Source organism: Mesorhizobium sp. SARCC-RB16n (assembly GCF_008520305.1).
Lineage (GTDB): Bacteria > Pseudomonadota > Alphaproteobacteria > Rhizobiales > Rhizobiaceae > Mesorhizobium.
In genome coordinates this window covers 233971-253173 of sequence record NZ_ML703269.1, presented here as the reverse complement: position 1 = coordinate 253173, position 19203 = coordinate 233971, and the positions used below count along the sequence as shown (strand labels likewise).

Annotated in this window: 13 protein-coding genes; 4 read left to right on the top strand and 9 right to left on the bottom strand. The window is 62.6% G+C overall.

Annotated features, from left to right (window positions below; translation table 11 throughout):
* Positions 1–132 precede the first annotated feature (132 nt).
* The 3 genes from C7I87_RS17870 to C7I87_RS17860 form a co-directional block, all read right to left on the bottom strand.
* Positions 133–3543 (bottom strand): SPOR domain-containing protein, encoded by a 3411-nt coding sequence (locus tag C7I87_RS17870; protein WP_149905441.1) that lies wholly within the window; start codon positions 3541–3543, stop codon positions 133–135.
* Between the two features lie 103 nt (positions 3544–3646).
* Positions 3647–5404, bottom strand: coding sequence for an arginine--tRNA ligase (argS, locus tag C7I87_RS17865; protein ID WP_149905440.1), 1758 nt, complete (start codon positions 5402–5404; stop codon positions 3647–3649).
* A gap of 61 nt (positions 5405–5465) precedes the next feature.
* On the bottom strand, positions 5466–6680 hold the full coding sequence (locus C7I87_RS17860; RefSeq protein WP_149905439.1) for a deoxyguanosinetriphosphate triphosphohydrolase: 1215 nt from the start codon (positions 6678–6680) through the stop codon (positions 5466–5468).
* A gap of 76 nt (positions 6681–6756) precedes the next feature.
* On the opposite strand from C7I87_RS17860, the gene erpA reads away from it, so the two are divergent.
* The 4 genes from erpA to C7I87_RS17840 all read left to right on the top strand — a co-directional run bounded on the left by erpA (position 6757) and on the right by C7I87_RS17840 (position 8690).
* Positions 6757–7104, top strand: a complete 348-nt coding sequence (gene erpA / locus C7I87_RS17855) for an iron-sulfur cluster insertion protein ErpA (protein ID WP_149905438.1) — start codon at positions 6757–6759, stop codon at positions 7102–7104.
* Positions 7105–7111: 7 nt separating this feature from the next.
* Positions 7112–7504 (top strand): VOC family protein, encoded by a 393-nt coding sequence (locus C7I87_RS17850; protein ID WP_149905437.1) that lies wholly within the window; start codon positions 7112–7114, stop codon positions 7502–7504.
* A 7-nt stretch (positions 7505–7511) separates the two neighbouring features.
* A complete protein-coding gene (gene xth, locus C7I87_RS17845; protein ID WP_149905436.1) occupies positions 7512–8306 on the top strand; it encodes an exodeoxyribonuclease III in 795 nt (264 codons plus the stop codon).
* A 66-nt stretch (positions 8307–8372) separates the two neighbouring features.
* The gene (locus C7I87_RS17840; RefSeq protein WP_188393887.1) at positions 8373–8690 is read left to right on the top strand and encodes a hypothetical protein; all 318 of its coding nucleotides are present in this window, start codon (positions 8373–8375) and stop codon (positions 8688–8690) included.
* 165 nt (positions 8691–8855) lie between these two features.
* On the opposite strand, the gene C7I87_RS17835 is transcribed toward C7I87_RS17840, so the two are convergent.
* The 6 genes from C7I87_RS17835 to C7I87_RS17810 all read right to left on the bottom strand — a co-directional run bounded on the left by C7I87_RS17835 (position 8856) and on the right by C7I87_RS17810 (position 19084).
* The gene (locus tag C7I87_RS17835; protein ID WP_149905434.1) at positions 8856–9704 is read right to left on the bottom strand and encodes a tetratricopeptide repeat protein; all 849 of its coding nucleotides are present in this window, start codon (positions 9702–9704) and stop codon (positions 8856–8858) included.
* The gene (gene ilvD, locus C7I87_RS17830) at positions 9691–11415 is read right to left on the bottom strand and encodes a dihydroxy-acid dehydratase (protein ID WP_149905433.1); all 1725 of its coding nucleotides are present in this window, start codon (positions 11413–11415) and stop codon (positions 9691–9693) included. The genes C7I87_RS17835 and ilvD overlap by 14 nt, the downstream gene beginning before the upstream one ends.
* Positions 11416–11705: 290 nt before the next feature.
* Positions 11706–12926 (bottom strand): OmpP1/FadL family transporter, encoded by a 1221-nt coding sequence (locus C7I87_RS17825; RefSeq protein WP_149905432.1) that lies wholly within the window; start codon positions 12924–12926, stop codon positions 11706–11708.
* A gap of 361 nt (positions 12927–13287) precedes the next feature.
* The gene (locus C7I87_RS17820; protein ID WP_149905431.1) at positions 13288–16071 is read right to left on the bottom strand and encodes a valine--tRNA ligase; all 2784 of its coding nucleotides are present in this window, start codon (positions 16069–16071) and stop codon (positions 13288–13290) included.
* A 544-nt stretch (positions 16072–16615) separates the two neighbouring features.
* Positions 16616–17446, bottom strand: a complete 831-nt coding sequence (locus tag C7I87_RS17815; protein ID WP_149905430.1) for a PopZ family protein — start codon at positions 17444–17446, stop codon at positions 16616–16618.
* 252 nt (positions 17447–17698) lie between these two features.
* Positions 17699–19084, bottom strand: a complete 1386-nt coding sequence (locus C7I87_RS17810) for a TolC family outer membrane protein (protein WP_149905429.1) — start codon at positions 19082–19084, stop codon at positions 17699–17701.
* Positions 19085–19203: the final 119 nt, after the last annotated feature.

Below are 19203 nucleotides of genomic sequence, written 5' to 3'. Positions count from 1 at the left end.
AATCATCCCTGACCGCATGCGGCGGGCTGCAAGACATGCTTCCACATGAAAAAGTCAGGCATATGAATATCGCTATATGAAAAAGCCGGCACGGCCTTGGGCCGCGCCGGCTTTGAAGGATTGGATCGACGTCTAGCGCGATACGAAGCAGTTGCCGCCAGCGGCCTTGTAGCTGGTGCACAGATTGATGGCATCGTTGCGCGACTGGGCTGGAACGCGGACGCGGTAGAACGTGCCCTTGCCAGCGATCTCGGCCTTGACGATGTTGGCCGTGCGGCCGGAAAGCACGCTGCCATAGCGGCGCTGCAGATCCTGGTAGGTCGACTGGGCACTGTCCACCGTCGGCTGCGAAGCGATCTGTATCGACCACGAACCGCTGCCGGTCGCGGTCGAGGCCGGATCGATGGAAGCGACCTGATCGGGCTTGACTTCGCCGACCACATCGACCGGCTGGTCGGACGGACGCTGCGGCGCGATCGCAACCTTGGCTGGCGTGTTGGCCGACTGCGCCTTGGCTTCAGCCTTGGCTGGCTTGGCGGCGGGTTTCAGAGCCGGGGCATCGTCGGCCTGCACGGCGGCGGGCGCCAGGGTGTCAGTTTGGTCGGTGCCAGTTTGGTCGGTGCCAGTCTGATCGGTGGCAGTCTGGCCGGCCTCGGCCTGGCCGGCAGGCGCCACATGCTGCGGCGCCGGATCGGTCGGCTCCGCCGCGGCCACCTGCGGTGCCGCCGGTGCCGGGTCCTCGCGCGCCACCAGTGAGCCGTCGGACTTGACCACCATGGTCCTCACCTTGCGCGGCGCAACGGCAACGACGTCGTTATTGGTACCCTTGTCGGCGTCCTGCAGGACCTGGGCGATGCGATCCTCCGACTTGGGCGCGGGCGCCGCATTGTCAGCCGGGGCCGCGCCAGCGGTCGAAACCTCGCCACCGCCGTTCGTACCGGCGGCATCGTTCTGGCCGGGAGAAAGATCGACGGCGCGGGCCGGGTCCTTCGCCTGCACGTCCACCGGTTCTTCGGTGTTGGTGACGAGCTTCTGCTGGACCGGCTCGGCGGGCTTCGCGCCCTTGACCACCGCGTCATAGACCTTGTTGTCCTGGTTCGGCACCACGGTGCCGCCCGGATTTGCCGGCTTGACCTTGATCGGCGAATTGTCGGCCTTGACGATCACCGGAGCTTCGCTGCCGCCCTTGCCGCCCAAAGACAGCGCGAAGGCGCCAAGGCCGCCTGCGACCGCAACGGCACCGACAATCGCGGCAATGAACAGGCCGCGCCGGCCCGACGACCTGGCGGCTTCCCGCTCGCCAAGGCCCGGAACCGACATCGCTTCGTCCAGTTCGGGATCGTAGTCGAGTTCATCGACGGTAAAATCGTCCGCCTGCGAAACCGGCTGGCTGCCAGGCAGATTGTCGAGATCGAATCCTTCGGCAGCATCGGCATAGCCCGAAGCCGCCGCACGGGCAGGCATTTCCGCCGGCCGTGCCGCATAGGTCCGCGCTTCCGGCTGATAAGCGGGTTCTTGGTATCCGGGATTGGCCCTTTCATATCCCGGATTGACAGCGTCATGTCCCGGATTGGCAGCGCCATATCCCGTATTGAACCCGACATTGTAGGATTCGTCGGCATAGGCGGCGTTGCCTGCAGGAGCAGGCGCGACCTCGACCGAATTCATTTCAGTCAAAAGGCTGGCGAACTCGGCGTCGAGATCGTCATAACCGGCTGCTGCCGGCTCATCTTCCTCGAAATGCAACTCCGGAATGTCGAGATCGTCAGCCAACGCCACGACGCGCTCCGGCACATCGACCGTCTCGACATCGGGCATCTCTTCATAGCGCGAGGACTGCGGCGCCTGCGGCGCCGACACCGGAGCCATATAGGGAGCAGCTGCAACCGGCTCGGCCGAACGGTAAGACGGCACCGCGGTCGTCGCTTCCGGTGCTGGCGTCCTGGCCGCCATCGAGGCGACAGGCTGCGCGGCAAATGCCGGCTGTTGGGGAACCGGTGTCACGCGGCTCCAAGAACGGGCCGGCTCCGACTGTGCGGAGCGATCCGCCAGCCAATCGAGCGAATCGGCCTGATCCCGCTGGGACCCTGTTTCGTTGCGCGAATCGAGGCTTTTGGCCAAGGCGGCGTCGAAGGCATCATTGTCGAGATCGACATCACCCTGTTCAGCGGTATCCGAGCCGAAATCCTGGTCCTGAAGTTCATCGAGCGACAAGTCGTCGAAGTTGACGCCGGCGGCCTGGGCGGAGCCGGAGTGATGCACATCCTCGGATGCTGGTTCATCGAGGTCCCAGTCGAGGTCACCAACGAGATCGGTGGGTTCCTCCGCGGCCTTTGCTGTCGCGGCGAGAGGCGGCTGAACGGTCGCCGCGGACGGCTGGGTCACGACGGGCTGAGCCGTGACCGGCTCCTTGGCCGACGGCAGCGTGCGCGCGGTCATGGCGCCAAGAAGCGCGTTCAACTCGTCTTCGAGGCTTCGTTCGTCGGAATTGATGGCTTGCACCGGCGGCGCAATGGTTGCCACGGGCGCTGCCGACTGCGTGGGAACCGCGGCGATTTCAGCGACGGGCTCTTCGGCAGGCTGGGCAAACGCCTCGTCCAAATTCAGGTCGAAAGCATCGTCCGAAACGGCTTCAGCGCCTGGAATCTCGTCCGTCGGCTCGACGGCATCGGCAAGCAACTCGTGCGCTTGCTTCTCGTCAAAAGCCTCTGGCTCATCCGCCTGAACGTCAAAATCCACGTCGACATCGGCCATGGCATCGTCGAAGTGGCCTACGAAATCCTCGTCGGAGATCGCCTGGGTTTCATTCGCTGTGGCCAGTACAGGTTCTGGGTATTCGACAGCAGCCGCTTGGCGTTGATCCGCAGCATGGTCACCGAGCATCAGCTCGTCTTCGAGCGAGATCGCGACCGCATCGTCGAATTCATGGTCGGAGGTCGGCTCGACGGCAACCGGCACTTCGGCAACCGGCGATTCAACGGCATACCGGGTCTCGGCAGCCTCGTCCTCGATATGGAAATCCTGGTCGAGGGAGGCGGCAAGCTCGTCCTCCATTGGCAGATCGTCGTCGAAGGGCGAAACGTCTTCGAGAGAACTGGCTGCGGCATTGTCGAAATCGGCATCGAAGGCAGGCTCGACGGACGGCACAACGTCCGGAGCGCCATGGTTCGCATGGCTGGCGGCGACGGCCTCGTCATCGGCATCCGACATGTCCAGGTGGAAATCGTCATCGAGCGACAGCGCAAGATCGTCGTCCGCCACATCGACGGCCGTCGGCTCGAATGCCGGCTCATGAGTCTCGACAACTGGAGCAGCAACGCTATCGGCAGCGTCGAATTCGCCCATCAGCTCCTTCTCGAGATCGATGTCGAAATCGTCCCCTCCGGCGGACGGATCGACGACACCGGCTTTCGGCTGGGTCGGTGCCTGCGGCTTGACCGGCTGGCGCGGGTCGAAACCCATGATCCTGGTCAGTTCCGCGAACGGATCATCGTCGGCGATGTCGTTGTTGTCGGCTACTCTCAGCTGGGGTCTGTCTGCCATTATTGTTCCCGAACTCGCACTCATTCGGACGCCTTGGACGTCGCGCAGGGTTGGCCCTTACCAGCGCAATGTGGGCAAAAGGTGACAGGTTTTTTAGTCAAACCTAACGCATTTCGGTGGGCGCAGCGGCTCCGATCAACGTCAGGCCGGACGTCAGAACATCCGAAACAGCCTGCACCAGCCCTAGTCTGGCATGCGTCAATTGTCGGTCGTTAACCTTAACAAAACGTAAGTCCGGATTATCCGTGCCACGGTTCCAGTGTCCATGGAAACTGGAAGCCAGATCATAGAGATAAAATGCCAGCCGATGCGGCTCGAGCGCAAGTGCCGCTGATTCAATCAGGCGTGGATATTCTGCAAGCTTCCTGATCAGGCCGATTTCACCTTCGTCGGTCAGCGATGTTGCCGCGGCCGCCAGCTTGTTGCGGTCGAAATTCGCCTCCCCCAACTGTTCGCTCGCCTGCCGGAACACCGAATGGCAGCGCGCCGAGGCGTACTGCACGTAAAACACCGGATTGTCCTTCGACTGCTCGGTCACCTTGGCGAAGTCGAAATCGAGCGGCGCATCGTTCTTGCGGTAGAGCATCATGAAGCGGATCGGATCGCGTCCGACTTCTTCAACCACCTCGCGCAGCGTCACGAAATCGCCGGACCGCTTCGACATGCGCACCGGCTCGCCGTCGCGAAACAGCTTGACCAGATTGCACAAAAGGACTGTGAGCTTGACGTCGTCGCCGGCAATCGCCCGCGCCAGCGCCTCCAGCCGCTTCACATAGCCGCCATGGTCGGCACCGAGAACGTAGATCAGGTCGACGAAGCCGCGATCGACCTTGTCCTTCAGGTAAGCCACATCGGCGGCGAAATAGGTGAACGATCCGTCGGACTTGACCAGCGCCCGGTCCATGTCGTCGCCGACCGCGGTCGAGCGGAACAGCGTCTGCTCGCGATCTTCCCAGTCGTCCGGCTTCTCGCCCTTGGGCGGCGGCAGCTTGCCCTTGTAGATATGGCCCTTCAGCGTCAGGTCATTGATCGCCGAGCGGATCTTCCTGGCATTGTCGGCATGGAGCGTGCGTTCGGAAAAGAACACGTCGTGATGCACGTTGAGCAGCGCAAGATCCTCGCGGATCATCGCCATCATCGCATCGATAGTCCGGTCCTTGACGACGGCCAGCGCCTCGTCATCCGGCATCTGCAGCAAGGAACGGCCAAACTCCCTGACCAGGGCCTCGCCGACGGAGACGAGATAGTCACCGGGATAAAGTCCCGGCGGAATCTCGCCGATATCCTCGTCAAGCGCTTCGCGGTAGCGCAGCATCGCGGAGCGTCCAAGCACGTCGATCTGCGAGCCGGCGTCGTTGATGACATATTCCTTGGTCACGTCGTAGCCGGCGAACGCCATCAGATTGGCGAGCGCGTCACCGACGACGGCACCCCGGCAATGGCCGACATGCATCGGCCCGGTCGGGTTGGCCGAGACATATTCGACGTTGGTTTTGCGACCGGCGCCGATCGCCGAGCGGCCATAGTTACGGCCCTCGCCCAGAAGCGCCGACAGATGCGCCTGCCAGAAACCGTCCTTGAGCCGCAGATTGACGAAACCGGGACCAGCGACCTCGGCGGCGGCGACGTCTGTGTCCACCCGCAGCGCTTCCGCCAGTTTCTCGGCCAGCGCACGCGGGTTCTGGCCGGTTGGCTTGGCCAGCACCATTGCCGCATTGGTCGCGAGATCGCCATGGCTGGCGTCGCGCGGCGGCTCGACGGCGATGCGCGACAGATCAGGCGAAACGCCATTGCTGTCTTTCAGGTCAAGCGCTTCGACGGCCTTTACGACTCGCGCGGTGAAATCGGCGAAGATGTTCATGGTGTATGCTCTGGCGGCTTTATGACGAATCCGGCCATTTGGCCGGCAAATCGAGCCCGCCCTAGCTCAAATCCGGGGTGCGGTCAAACAAACGCCTGTGTTCCTTGAGCGCGTAGGTGTCGGTCATGCCGGCCAGGAAATCGGCGACGCTACGCGCCTTGATGCGATCCTCGGCGCGGTCCAGCCCTTCGCGCCAGCCGTCCGGCATGGCGCGCGGGTCGGCAAAATAGATGTCGAACAGGTCCCTGACGATCTGCTCCGCGTCCGCACGCACCCGCATAACCTCCTCATGCCGGTAGAGATGCTTATAAAGGAAGGCCTTCAATTCCTTCTCGGCTTCTGCCATCTCGGCCGAAAAGGTCACCATCGTCTCGCCGGCCGCCCTCACCGCTTCGGCGTTCTGTGGCCCGACACGCTCCAGATTGGCGGCCGTTGACTTGATCACATCCTCGACCATGGCCGTGATCTGCCGCCGCATCAGTTCGTGGCCGGTACGCATGTCATCGAGGCTAGGATAGCGTTGGCGCACACCCTCCAGGATCGCTCCCGGCAGCGAAACGGCCTTCAGCATCTCGAGCGTCAGCAGTCCTGACCTCAGCCCATCGTCGATATCATGCGTGTTGTAGGCGATATCGTCGGCGATCGCAGCGCACTGCGCTTCGACGCCGGCGAACCGGTCGAGTTCGAGATCCTGCAATTGCGAGTAATCGCGGATCGCCTGCGGTACTGGCCCTTTCAGGCCCTTGCCGCTGCTGTCGATCAGCGGACCATTGTGCTTGACCAGGCCTTCCAGCGTCTCCCAGCTCAGATTGAGCCCATCGAATTCGGCGTAGCGCGCCTCCAGTCTCGTCACGATGCGCAGGGATTGTGCGTTGTGGTCGAAGCCGCCCCACGCCGCCATCTTTTCGTTCAGCGCGTCCTCGCCTGTGTGGCCAAAGGGCGTGTGACCGAAATCATGCACCAGCGCCACCGCTTCGGCGAGATCCTCATCGCCGCGCAGCGCCCGCGCCAGCGCACGCGCGATCTGCGCCACTTCGATCGAATGGGTCAGCCGAGTGCGATAGTGGTCGCCTTCATGGGCGATGAAGACCTGGGTCTTGTGTTTGAGCCGGCGGAAGGCCGTCGAGTGGATGATCCGGTCGCGGTCCCGCTGGAACGGCGTGCGGGTCGGACTTTCGACCTCGTCGAACAGCCGGCCGCGCGAGCGCGCAGGATCCGTGGCATAGGCCGCCCGCGGCCGATAGCCGAATCCGATGTCGCCAAGCTCATTTGTCATGGCTGATGCCGCCGCAGTTGACTTGCCCCGTCGCGCTTCATACCTATCATGTGAAACCGAAAGCAAGGTGACGCCGATGGGCGCGGATGCCAAGACCGCCATGAAAGTCGAGATGACCGAGGCCGCCGCCGAGCGGATCGCTAGGATTGTTTCGGCCGAAGCCGGTAAGACGGCGCTGCGCGTTTCCGTCGAAGGCGGCGGCTGCTCCGGCTTTTCCTACAAGTTCGATCTGGTCGATGCGCGCAACGAGGACGACGTCGCCATCGAGAAGGACGGCGCCACGGTGCTGATCGATGATCTGTCGCTGGTCTATATGGGCGGCTCGGTTATCGACTTCGTCGACGATCTGATGGGCCAGTCGTTCCAGATCAGGAACCCGAATGCGGTCGCCTCCTGCGGCTGCGGCACCAGCTTCTCCATCTAGGACCGAGATGCCCGCAACTGGCGCGGTTCGTCAGGTTGCTCTCTCCGCCGGTCGCGACCTCGACGCGACGCTGGCCTTTTGGCGTGACGTCCTCGGCATGAAGGTGCATGCGCGGTTCGATCCGCCCGGCATCGCCTTCATCATGGCCGGCGATGTCAGGCTGTTGTTCACCGACGGCATCCCGGCCGGCACCATCTATCTCGACATTTCCGGCCTCGAAGCGTTCCACGCCGAGGCAAGGGCGGCCGGCATTCCCTTCACCGCGCCGCCGGCGCTGGTCCATCGCGACACCGAGGGCCAGTTCGGCCCGGCGGGGGAAAGCGAATGGATGGCCTTTATAAAGGATCCGGCAGGCAATACGGTCGGACTCGTCGAACGCCTTCCGCCGCAGGAACAATGAGACCGTCATGAAAATCGTCACCTGGAACATCAACGGCGTGCGCGCCCGTATCGGCAACCTCACCCATTGGCTGACCGAAAGCGCGCCCGACATCGTCTGCCTGCAGGAGATCAAGACGGTCGACGAGCAGTTCCCGCGCGCCGAGATCGAGGCGCTTGGCTACAATGTCGAAACCCATGGCCAGAAGGGCTTCAACGGTGTCGCGCTGCTGTCGAAGCTGCGCTTCGACGAGGTTATCAAAGGCCTGCCGGGCGACGACGCCGACGAACAGGCGCGCTTCATCGAAGGCGTGTTCTCGACCGACAAGGGCGCGCTTCGCGTCGCCTCGCTCTATCTGCCCAACGGCAACCCGATCGATGACGAGAAGAAGTTTCCCTACAAGCTGTCCTGGATGGCGCGGCTGGAGCGCTGGGCCGAAGAGCGGCTGAGGTTGGAAGAGACACTGGTGCTGGCCGGCGACTACAACGTCATCCCCGAGCCGATCGACGCGCGGTTTCCCGAAAACTGGCTGGGCGACGCGCTGTTCCAGCCGCAGACACGGCAGGCCTTCCGCCGGCTGCTGAACCTCGGCTTCACCGAAGCGGTGCGCGCGGTCACCGATGCTCCCGACACCTACACCTTCTGGGACTATCAGGCCGGCGCCTGGCAGAAGAACAACGGCATCCGCATCGACCATCTGCTGTTGTCGCCGGAAGCCGCCAACCGATTCTCATCGGCGTCGGTCGAAAAGCATGTGCGCGCCTGGGAAAAACCGTCCGATCACGTCCCGGTGGCGATCGACCTTGCCTTACAGCCGGCTTGACCCTTCTGCCCACCGCGCCGCCCGGACCTCATATCGCCACATTCCGACGCATGATGGGAGATCATCATGGCGGCTGGGGTTCCCATGAGCATTCGATTTGCTCTTTGTCCGATCGGCTTGGCATTCGCGACGGTCGCGATCGTGCCGGCCTTCGCCGCCCCGGAATGTCTCGCCAACGGAAAATCCTATCCGGTCGGCCAGGTCGCCTGCCTGACGATTGCCGACCAGAGTTATTTGGCTCGCTGCGACATGGTGCTCAACAACACATCCTGGACCAAGGTTGGCGATAGTTGCCCGGCAAACACAATGGCGCCGCACCTGCACGTCACGCCGATCTCGACACCCGCGCCAAGCATGGTGCCGACGGAGCCAACCGAAAACTGATTTTCTTCTGGATTGCCTCGTCTTCAGACTGAGGCGAGCCTCGATAGGCCGGCGTTGTCCGTCATCGCCCTTTCGGCGTTCGTCGCCCGAAAAGCAAACCAATTGGCTTTTCGTCCGCTACACGGACCGCTCCTCAACTCCCCGTATGGCGACGGGCAGAAGAGCCTACTGATCGGTGTTGTTGCCCTTGGTCAGGATATCATCCGCCAGCGAGATCGCGGTGCGCCGGTCGGCTTCGCCGGCGGCGGCGAAGGCCTCTTCCTGCATGCCGCGGATCCAGGGCTGATCAGCCGGCGACGCACGCTCGAGCGCCGCGGTCATCATCGCCAGGCCGCGCACGATCTTGCCGCTCTGGAACAACAGGTGTCCCAACGTCGCCTGCGCGCCGGCATGGCCCTTCTCGGCGGCGAGCTGGAACCAGCGTCCGGCCTGCTTGACGCTGGCCTTCACGCCGCCCTCCCCCTTCAGGAACATCTGGCCCATCTCGAACTGGGCGTTCGGATTGCGGTAATTGGCGGCGGCGCGCATGTAGTATTCCTGTGCCGCCACCTCGTTCTCGGTGACCGGGCTGCCGGGAATGCCCTTGCGCAGATAGTCGCCCAGCGCCACCAGCGCGTCGGAGACGTAGCTTTCTTCCGGGGAGCCGGGCTCGACATCCTGGTCAACGATCTCCGAGAAGAACTTGAACGCCTCATAATCGTCGCGGGCCACGCCGTCGCCTTCGGCATACATGCGGGCAAGCTTCCAGGTGGCGCCGATCTGGCCGTTTTCGGCGGCGTATTTATAGGCCTCGGCGGCCTGTTCCTTGTGGCCGTTCTTGTAGGCGGAGAACCCGAACTGAAACACCGCCCACGGGCTCGACTGCGGCTTCACGCCGGTCTTGTCGTCGAACACCTTGTCGTCGAAGGCCATGGCCTGGCCCACGGCGCCAAAGATCGCAACCGCGACCAGTGCCGAAAGGACAGATGACCTCAACAACTCTGGTGTTGACTTCAACAACTCAGATATCCGCATAGCAGTGTGTTTCTTTCGCACCGCCCGGATGAGTGACCGCGCCATCCCTGGCAGACCCTACCGTCTGTGCGTATTTCCATATCGCGCCCGACTGATAGTCGGTCGTGCGCGCCTTCCATGTCTTCGCCCGTGCCGCCAGTTCGGCCTCGGACAGCGCCACTTCGATCGTGCCGTTCACCGCGTCGATCGAGATCACGTCGCCATCCCTGATGAGACCGATCGGGCCGCCAACCGCCGCTTCCGGGCCGACATGGCCGATGCAGAAGCCGCGCGTCGCGCCGGAGAAACGGCCGTCGGTGATCAGCGCCACCTTGCTGCCCATGCCCTGGCCGTAGAGCGCCGCCGTCGTCGACAGCATCTCGCGCATGCCAGGACCGCCGCGTGGTCCTTCATAGCGGATGACCAGAACCTCGCCTTCCCGGTAGGCGCGGTTCGTCACCGCCTCAAAACATTCCTCTTCCGAATCGAAACAGCGCGCCGGGCCGGAGAATTTCAACTCCGCCATGCCCGCGACCTTCACAATCGCGCCTTCGGGGGCAAGGTTTCCCTTCAAGCCCACGACACCGCCGGTTTGGGTAATTGGTCTGTCGGCCGGGCGGACCACATCCTGGTGTTCATTCCAGGCAACGTGCTCCATATTTTCGGCCAAAGTACGGCCAGTGACCGTCAGGCAATCGCCATGCAGATAGCCGTGGTCGAGCAGCGTCTTCATCAGCAGCGGAATGCCGCCAGCCTCGAACATGTCCTTGGCGACATATTTGCCGCCTGGCTTGAGATCGGCGATGTAAGGCGTCTTCTCGAAGATTTTCGCCACGTCGAAAAGGTCGAACTTGATTCCCGCCTCATGCGCGATCGCCGGCAGATGCAGCGCCGCATTGGTCGAGCCGCCGGTGGCCGAGACCACCGTCGCCGCATTTTCCAGCGCCTTCAGGGTGACGATGTCGCGCGGCCGGATGTTTTTGGCGATCAGCTCCATGACCTTTTCGCCCGAGGCGAAATTGAAGCGGTCGCGCATTTCGTAGGGCGCCGGTGCGCCGCAGGAATAGGGCAGCGCGAGACCGATTGCCTCCGCGACGGTAGCCATGGTGTTGGCGGTGAACTGGGCGCCGCAAGAACCGGCCGACGGACAGGCGGCCTGCTCGATTTCGAGCAGTTCGGAATCATCGATCGTGCCGACCGAGTGCTGGCCGACCGCCTCGAACACATCCTGTACGGTGATCTGGCGGCCGCGATAGCTGCCCGGCAGGATCGAGCCGCCATAGATGAAGATCGAAGGCACGTTGAGCCGCACCATGGCCATCATCATGCCGGGCAGCGACTTGTCGCAGCCGGCGAGACCGACCAGCGCATCATAGCAATGGCCACGCATGGTGAGTTCGACCGAATCGGCGATGACTTCGCGCGACACCAGCGACGACTTCATGCCCTGGTGGCCCATGGCAATGCCGTCGGTGACGGTGATGGTGCAGAATTCACGCGGCGTGCCGTTGGCGGCTGCCACGCCCTTCTTGACCACCTGCGCCTGGCGCATCAGCGAGATATTGCAGGGTGCCGCTTCGTTCCAGCAGGACGCGACGCCGACCAGCGGCTGCGCGATCTCGGCCGCCGACAGGCCCATGGCATAGAGATAGGACCGGTGCGGCGCACGCGCCGGACCGACAGTCACATGGCGGCTAGGGAGCTTAGCCTTTGAGATGACCTTGGCGTCCATTCTCTTCCTTGCCGCGGGCGGTGCGGCCTGCCCCATCGCCGAGCCTTTTGGCGCGTATCCCGAGACGAGTTCGAGGTGCGCCGGGTTTATGGCGGGAAATGGGCAATTTCCTCGGCCTGACTTTCAGCGCAGGGGTTGTTCAGAAAGTGTTGCCAAAACGTCACATTCGCACGATGCGGCCGAGGTGCGGCTTATATGCAACGCCGCTTGGATAGCAGACGTGCCGGCGTGTCAGCTCAAATGAAAAAAGGCCGGACAACGCCCGGCCTTTTACAAATTTTCTCAGGAGGTTAGAACTTGATCTTGATGCCGCCGGAAATCGCCGTGACCAGATCGTTGCCGAAGTCGTAGCTGGCATCCTCGCCGGCAATATAGCCGTTTTCACCGGCCAATTCTCCTGAGTGACCGCTGGTCAACACGCCGACCGCTCCCGCCAAACGAATTTCGACGTTCGGCGACGGCGTATAGGCCACGCCACCGCCCAGCGTCCATGTATCAGTCTGCGCACCATAACCATGCGAGGTGCCACGATCCCACGAAAGCTGGCCGGCGGCACTCCACTCATCGTTGAACTTGTGGCCGAGACCGCCTGTGACGGTCCAGCCGTCACGATACATCAGATCGAGCGAAGTCACCGCAGCCGGCGAACCGGTGAAGCATGACGAAGCGGGGAAACCCACCGGGCAGATCGGAACGCTTTGCAGCAGGCTCCAGTTAACCCACTTGACCGAGCCAAAAGCGAGCCAGCCGGGCGCGATGCCTGACTGAAGTTTCAACTCCAAGGTATCAGGCATGTACTGCGTTGAGCCGTAGATGGGGGTAACGCCCCTGCCGATACTTGTGAGATCCAGCGTTCCCTCGATATTGTCGAGCTTGACTTTCGAGTTGTACACCAGGCTTGCGCGCAACGCGATGTCAGGGATTTCGTAAGCGATGCCCGCGCGCCAGCCCCAGCCGCTGGTTTTCAGGTCGACACGACCCGTGAGTGCCGGAAAAGCATTCACCAGGCTTTCCTTGAAGCCCGAGATATCCTGGTAGAACAAGCCGCCGATAAAGCGGAGCTGGCCCTTGCCGGCATCCATTTTGTAGGAGCAGGTACCTGCGTAGTTATTGCTCTTGATATCGGTTTCGATGTTAGAGAACGCTCCGTTCCATATACCCGGCGCCGTGTGCGCGCCCCAGGGTTGCGAATAATCGACCATGCAGTCGACGCCTTGCACAACTTGGACCTTGGCACCTATGCGCGGAACCCAATAACCCTCGGCACCGTCGGCTGAGGTACCCAAGCCGAGATTGGCTCCGCCGGGACCACGCGCATTCTCGTACTTGCGATCTGGCATCACATAGGTTGCTTCAGCTTCCGTAGTGAATGGCGCCGGATCGAACAGCAGGTCGATATCGTAGCCGCCGCGCTCCAGACCGCCGGCATGTGCCGGATGGATAACCGAGCCCATCAAAGCCAGCGAAAAGCACCCTGCCCCCAGCAGTGCTTTCAAGCGCAAATTGTTCATGGATGACCTCCCCGAAATAACTAGTGGGATCAAGCTAGAACCAATTCAGGTTAACGGCGCAACAACGAATTCCGGGGGCGTACATGTACATGTTCGCCAAACGCATTTTCGTCAAAATGCGGAGGAGTCCCACAAGGCCTAAAATGGCCCGCCGAACATCCAACAAGCCGATAAAATGAAAAAAACAGGCCCAAAAGGCCCAAAAACAGCTAGTTTTGAGGGAAGTCGGCCCCATTGTTACATTATGGCAACAATGGGGCTAAAAGTTTCCGTTTACGTCAACATTAACGCAACGGAATGCCTATTTTCGAGGCAGGTGACGCGCGGGAATTCGCTCCGGCGTCCTGGGCGAATCTGCTCTTCAGCCGGCGTCACGAACCCTGGTCAACGCCACCGAAAGCTTGTCCTGCGCGTCGCGATATTCGGCGAGCTTTTCGCGCTCGGCCTCGACGATCTCGGCCGGCGCGCTGGCGACGAACCGTTCGTTGGACAGCTTCTTGTGCAGGCGCGCGATTTCCTCGGTTGCCTTGACCAGTTCCTTCTGCAGCCGTGCGGCCTCCGCGGTGAGGTCGATCAGGCTGCCAAGCGGCAGGCAGATCGTCGCCTCGTTGAGCACGATCTGCGCCGACCCCTTGGGTGCCGCATCGGCGAGCGAGATGTCGCCGACCCGCGCCAGCCGCTTGATCGCGGAGTCCTCGCGGATCAGCCGTTCGCGCGTCACGTCGTTGGCGCCGACCACGACCAGCGGCGCAACGGCCGCCGGTGGCACGTTCATCTCCGAGCGTACCGAGCGGATGCCGGAGACGAGATCGACCAGCCAGTTGATGTCGGCGGCCGCTTCAGCGTCCTCGAAATCCGGCGACGGCCATGCGGCATGGCACAGCAGCGAGTCGCGTTCCTTGCCCTCGCCCGCCGTCTGCGCCCACAGCTCCTCGGTCATGAACGGCATCATCGGATGCAGGAGCTTGTAGATCTCGTCTAGCACGAAGGCGATGCAGGCGCGGCTTTCGGCCTTGGCGGCCTCGTCCGTGCCCATGAACACCGGCTTCAGCAGTTCCAGATACCAGTCGCAGAACAGGTTCCAGACGAAGCGGTAGGCCGCTCCAGCCGCCTCGTTGAAGCGATACGAGGTGATGCCGTCCGTGACCTCGCGCGCGGCGCGTGTCAGCTCGGTCAGGATCCAGCGATTGACCGCCAGCTTGGCGTCGTTCAGCCAGAAATCGTCATTGCGCGCTACTTCGTTCATCTCGGCAAAGCGCGTCGCGTTCCACAGCTTGGTGCCGAAATTGCGGTAGCCGGCGATGCGCGCCGGGTCGAGCTTCACGTCGCGCCCCTGCGCCGCCATCACCGTCAGGGTGAAGCGCAGCGCGTCGGCGCCATATTCGTCGATGAGATCGAGCGGATCGATGACGTTGCCTTTCGACTTCGACATCTTCTGCCCGCTCTTGTCGCGCACCAGCGCGTGCACATAGACGGTGTGGAACGGCTCCTCGTCCATGAAGTGCAGGCCCATCATCATCATGCGGGCAACCCAGAAGAAGATGATGTCGAAGCCGGTCACCAGCACGTCGGTCTGGTAATAGGTCTTCAGCTCCGGCGTCTGGTCCGGCCAGCCCAGCGTCGAGAACGGCCATAGCGCCGACGAGAACCAGGTGTCGAGCACATCCTCGTCGCGGGTCAGGATCTCGCCCGGCTGAAAATTCTCGAGCTTGTCCTCGACCCAGGCCTTCCAAGGCCCTTCGAGGGCCAGATAATATTCGATGGCGGCGCTCAGCGCTTCTTCCTCTGTCTTCTCGACGAAGACGCGCCCGTCCGGCCCGTACCAGGCCGGGATCTGATGCCCCCACCACAGCTGACGTGAAATGCACCAGGGCTGGATGTTCTCCATCCAGTCGAAATAGGTTTTTTCCCAATTCTTCGGCACGAAGTTGGTACGTCCCTCGCGCACCGAGGCGATCGCCGGCTTGGCCAGCTCCGCCGCGTTGGCATACCACTGCTCTGTCAGGAACGGCTCGATCGGCACGCCGCCACGATCGCCATGCGGCACCGCGTGGCGGTGCGGCTCGACCTTGTCAAGGAAGCCGCCGGCCTCCATCAGTTCGACGATCTTCTTGCGCGCAACGAAACGGTCGAAGCCGTCGAGCCCGTCCCACACCGCCTGACGCTCCGGCGTCACCTCAAGGCCGGCGAGGAAATCCTCATTGTCCTTGAGGTTTATCTCGGCCCCGACGGTCAGGATGTTGATCGCCGGAAGCTTGTGGCGCTTGCCGACCTCGAAATCGTTGAAGTCATGCGCCGGCGTGATCTTGACGGCGCCCGAGCCCTTTTCCGGATCGGAATACTCATCGGCCACGACCGGTATCTTGCGCCCGACGATCGGCAGGATGACATTCTTGCCGACGAGATGCTGGAACCGTTCGTCGTCGGGATGCACCGCGACAGCCGTATCGCCCAGCATCGTCTCGGGGCGCGTCGTCGCCACGACGATGAAGGTCTTCGGGTTTTCCGGATCGAAGGTCGCGCCTTCGATCGGATAGCGGAAATGCCAGAGATTGCCGTTGACCTCCTGCTGCTCGACCTCGAGGTCGGAGATCGCGGTCAACAGTTTCGGGTCCCAGTTCACAAGGCGCTTGTCCTTGTAGATCAGCCCTTCCTTGTAGAGCGTGACGAACACTTCGAGCACGGCCTTGGACAGACCCTCGTCCATGGTGAAGCGTTCGCGCGACCAGTCGGCGGAAGCGCCGAGCCGCTTCAGCTGGTTGAAGATCAACCCGCCCGATTCGGCTTTCCACTCCCACACTTTCTCGATGAATTCTTCGCGGGTGAGATCGCGGCGATGGATCTGCTTTTCCATCAGCCGGCGCTCGACCACCATCTGCGTGGCGATGCCGGCATGGTCCATGCCGGGCTGCCACAGGACGTTCTTGCCACGCATGCGCTCGAAGCGAACCAGAATGTCCTGCAGCGTGTTGTTGAGCGCATGGCCCATATGCAGCGAACCGGTGACATTTGGCGGCGGGATGACGATGGTGAAGGCCTCCGCCCCCTCCTCCGCTCCGGCGCCGGCGCGAAACGCATCGGCTTCCTCCCACACCTTGGCGATCTTCGGCTCGACGGTCTTGGCGTCGTAGGTCTTTTCAAGCATGGGAAAACGGTCCGCGCTGTCGGGAATTTTGCTGGTTCGGTGTAAATCGGAAGGTCTTGGCCAAGTCAACCGCAAGGGCCGCCCGGGGGCTATCACAAGCAGATAGGCGCGATCATGGTCATTTCAACGGAATGCCATGGGGAGGCCATGCCCCGCATTCGGCGCAAAACTTCGCCCTTGGTGTCCGGTATGGCTTTCCGCACGCAGGGCAGTCTGGGCCGTACTCCGACCGGCGGACATGTAAGAGCCAGAAAGTGTGGTGAAGTGCAACTCCGGTACGCTCACGATAGCGATCGGCGGCGGGATGCTTCATTTCAGTCGATAGGCCGTGCCTGGACGCAAACCTCTTGACCTGAAAATATAGAGCTGCGGGGTCACCGACAACCTCCCGATACTCTTCGTCGGTCAGCATCGGAACCATCGCCCGCAATCGGAAGCTGTACGTCAACTCTCGGTCCATCGACCGAGGATAGCAGTCGCTTATGGCTTTGACAGGGTAATTTCTCTTGGCCCGAAGACCGGCCGAATCAGCGATCCGGCAGGCTCACTGTGCCCCGCGTGCCACGCGCTCGATCTCTTCGCGCACCAGCCTTTCGACCAGCGTCGGCAGATTGTTGTCCAGCCAATCCTGCAGCATCGGCCGCAGCATTTCTTCGGCCATGTCGTCGAATGTCTTCTTGCTGCGGCTTGCAAAGGCGTCGGACAGTTCGCCGAAGGCGGCCGCAACCTGACGGCCGGTATGTTCGGAAAGAATCGCGGGACGCACCGCCTGCGCTTCGTTTGCCGCGCGCGCCTGGGCCGTTGGAGCATCGCTTGACGAAGGCTGCTCAATCGCGGGTTCCGCCGCGGCTTGGCTCGCCGACGCCTCCGGCTCTGCAACTGGCTTGCGGATGCTCCGGTCCGGCATCGCCTTGGCTTGCTCGCCAACCGCCACGATCTCGCGACGCCAATCGGCGACGATCGCTTCACTTGTCGCAACCTCCGCTGGAGCCGCTGGCGCATCGCGGCTGACGGCAGGCATCGGCTCGGCGGCAATCCGGGCGCTGACCTCGGCCAGTGTCGTCGGCGTCCTGCCCCCAGATGGATCGGCACGCGGCGGCGCTTCCGTGCGTGCGATCGCCGGCTGTACGGCTGGCGCCTGGACTTCCGCCGTCGCGGCCGGTTTCCTGACCTCGGGGACGGCATGCAGTTCGGCGCGGAACGCATCGATGTCCGCGGCGGGAACAGCACTCGGTGCAGGCTCCAGATCCTGCTGCAACTCATCGGTCTCGCCGGGCTGCTTGCGGCCGTTGTCGCTGTCTTCGATAATCCTCCTGATGGAAGCCAGTATCTCTTCCATGGAAGGTTCGCGCTGTGCGCTGCTTGCCGTTGCCATCGTCACATCCGCCGCCCTTGTGACCCGTTGCAGGTTTCCGCTCCGGCAAAAGCCGGATTCGAATCATGGCGACAGCGTAACCGACGGATCGCCGCTCGAGAATCCCCAATCTGGGGACATGTGGGATTTCAACAGATTAGAGCGATTCCGCCAAAGCCGTGTGACGGTCCCCGTCAGCAATCAAATGGACAACGGCAGTCCGGCGTTTCCGATCGAACCGCCCAGCCCGGAACCGCCGTTCGTACGAAGGACCTAGCGGCCATCCGGCGTGCGCAGACCGATCCACTTGTCCTTGACGGCGTTGTAGTGCTCCTCGGGCCTATACTTAGTCACTTGCAGCGCCAGCCGTTCGGCTGAAAGGCGGCCGATCGCTGACAAGATAGCATAGCTCGCCACGACCACGTCGTGTTCGGAATTGGCCTGGTTGATCTTGGCCGTGATCACGGTGGCCTGCGCGTTGAGCACGTCGAGCGTCGTGCGCTGGCCGACATTGCGTTCCTCGATGACGCCATTCAGCGCCAGTTGTGCTGCTTCGATCACTTGCCTGTTGGCGGCAACGCTTTGTTGGGCGGCGGTATATTGCGACCATGCCGACGCGACGGCCTGACGCACCTGGTCGCGACTGACATCGACTTGGATACGCGCCTGACCCAGCGATTCCTTGTTCTGCCGCACGAGGGCCGAGGTCCGGCCGCCGGAATAGATCGGGATGGTCAGCGTCGCGCCGATATTGGCCGAGGTCGAATTGCCGTTGGAACCCGTCACGTCGGGAATGGACTTGCGATAATTTTCGGAAACGCCGGCTGAGGCCGACAGCTGCGGCAACAGCGCGCCCTCCGAAGATTTCACCGAGAACGCCGCAGCGTCGACCAGATGCTGGGTGGCAAGGATGGCCGGGTGTTCGGCCGAGCCGATGGCGATCGCCGCGTCGAGGCTCGACGGCAGCAACCGGCCCAATGGCGAGGCGGGCTTGAGCTTGCCAGGCTCGTCACCGACGACCTGATGATAGGTAGCAGCGCTGGCCAGCGCCTGCGCGCGGGCCGAGCTCAGCGATGCCACCGCGGACGCACGTGAGGCATCGGCCTGCGCGACATCGGTACGTGTGCCTTCGCCGACTTCGAAGCGCGAGCGCGCGGCACGTGCCTGCTCGGTCAGGAACTGCAGGTTCTGCTCGGTCAGCGCGGCGATCTGCCGGTCCCGAATCACGTCCATATAGGCGGTAGCCGCATTGAGCAGGGTGTTCTCTTCGGTGTTGCGTAAGCTTTCGACCGACGCCTTGACCTGGGATTCAGCCGCGGCCACGTTGTTTCTCGTCTGGAAGCCATCGAACAGCGACTGGTTGATCTGAATGCCGTAACTGCCGCTTGTCAGCTTCGAATTGCCGCCGCCATTTGCCTGGCGCGTGTTCGTATAGTCGATGTTGGCCGATCCCGTAACCGTCGGGCGCCAGCCCGACTTGGCGATGGCCACGCTCTCGTCGGTCACACGCACGCCGGCACGCGATGCATTCAGCGAGGAATTGTACTGATAGGCCTTTGCAAGCGCGCCGGTGATAGTTTCAGCCGACGCAGCCAGTGGGGATAGCGCGGTCGCCGAAACAATGACGGCGGTGAAAAGTGACTTACGTACTGACGGCACGGTGTATCCCTCATTCGTTTTCCATGGGAACCGCGCCGCGCCGGCTTCTCCTTCCAGAGCAGCCGGCGTGGCGTGTTTCATGTTCCCTGTCGCTCAGCCCAAAGTGCCCCCAGTCTGGG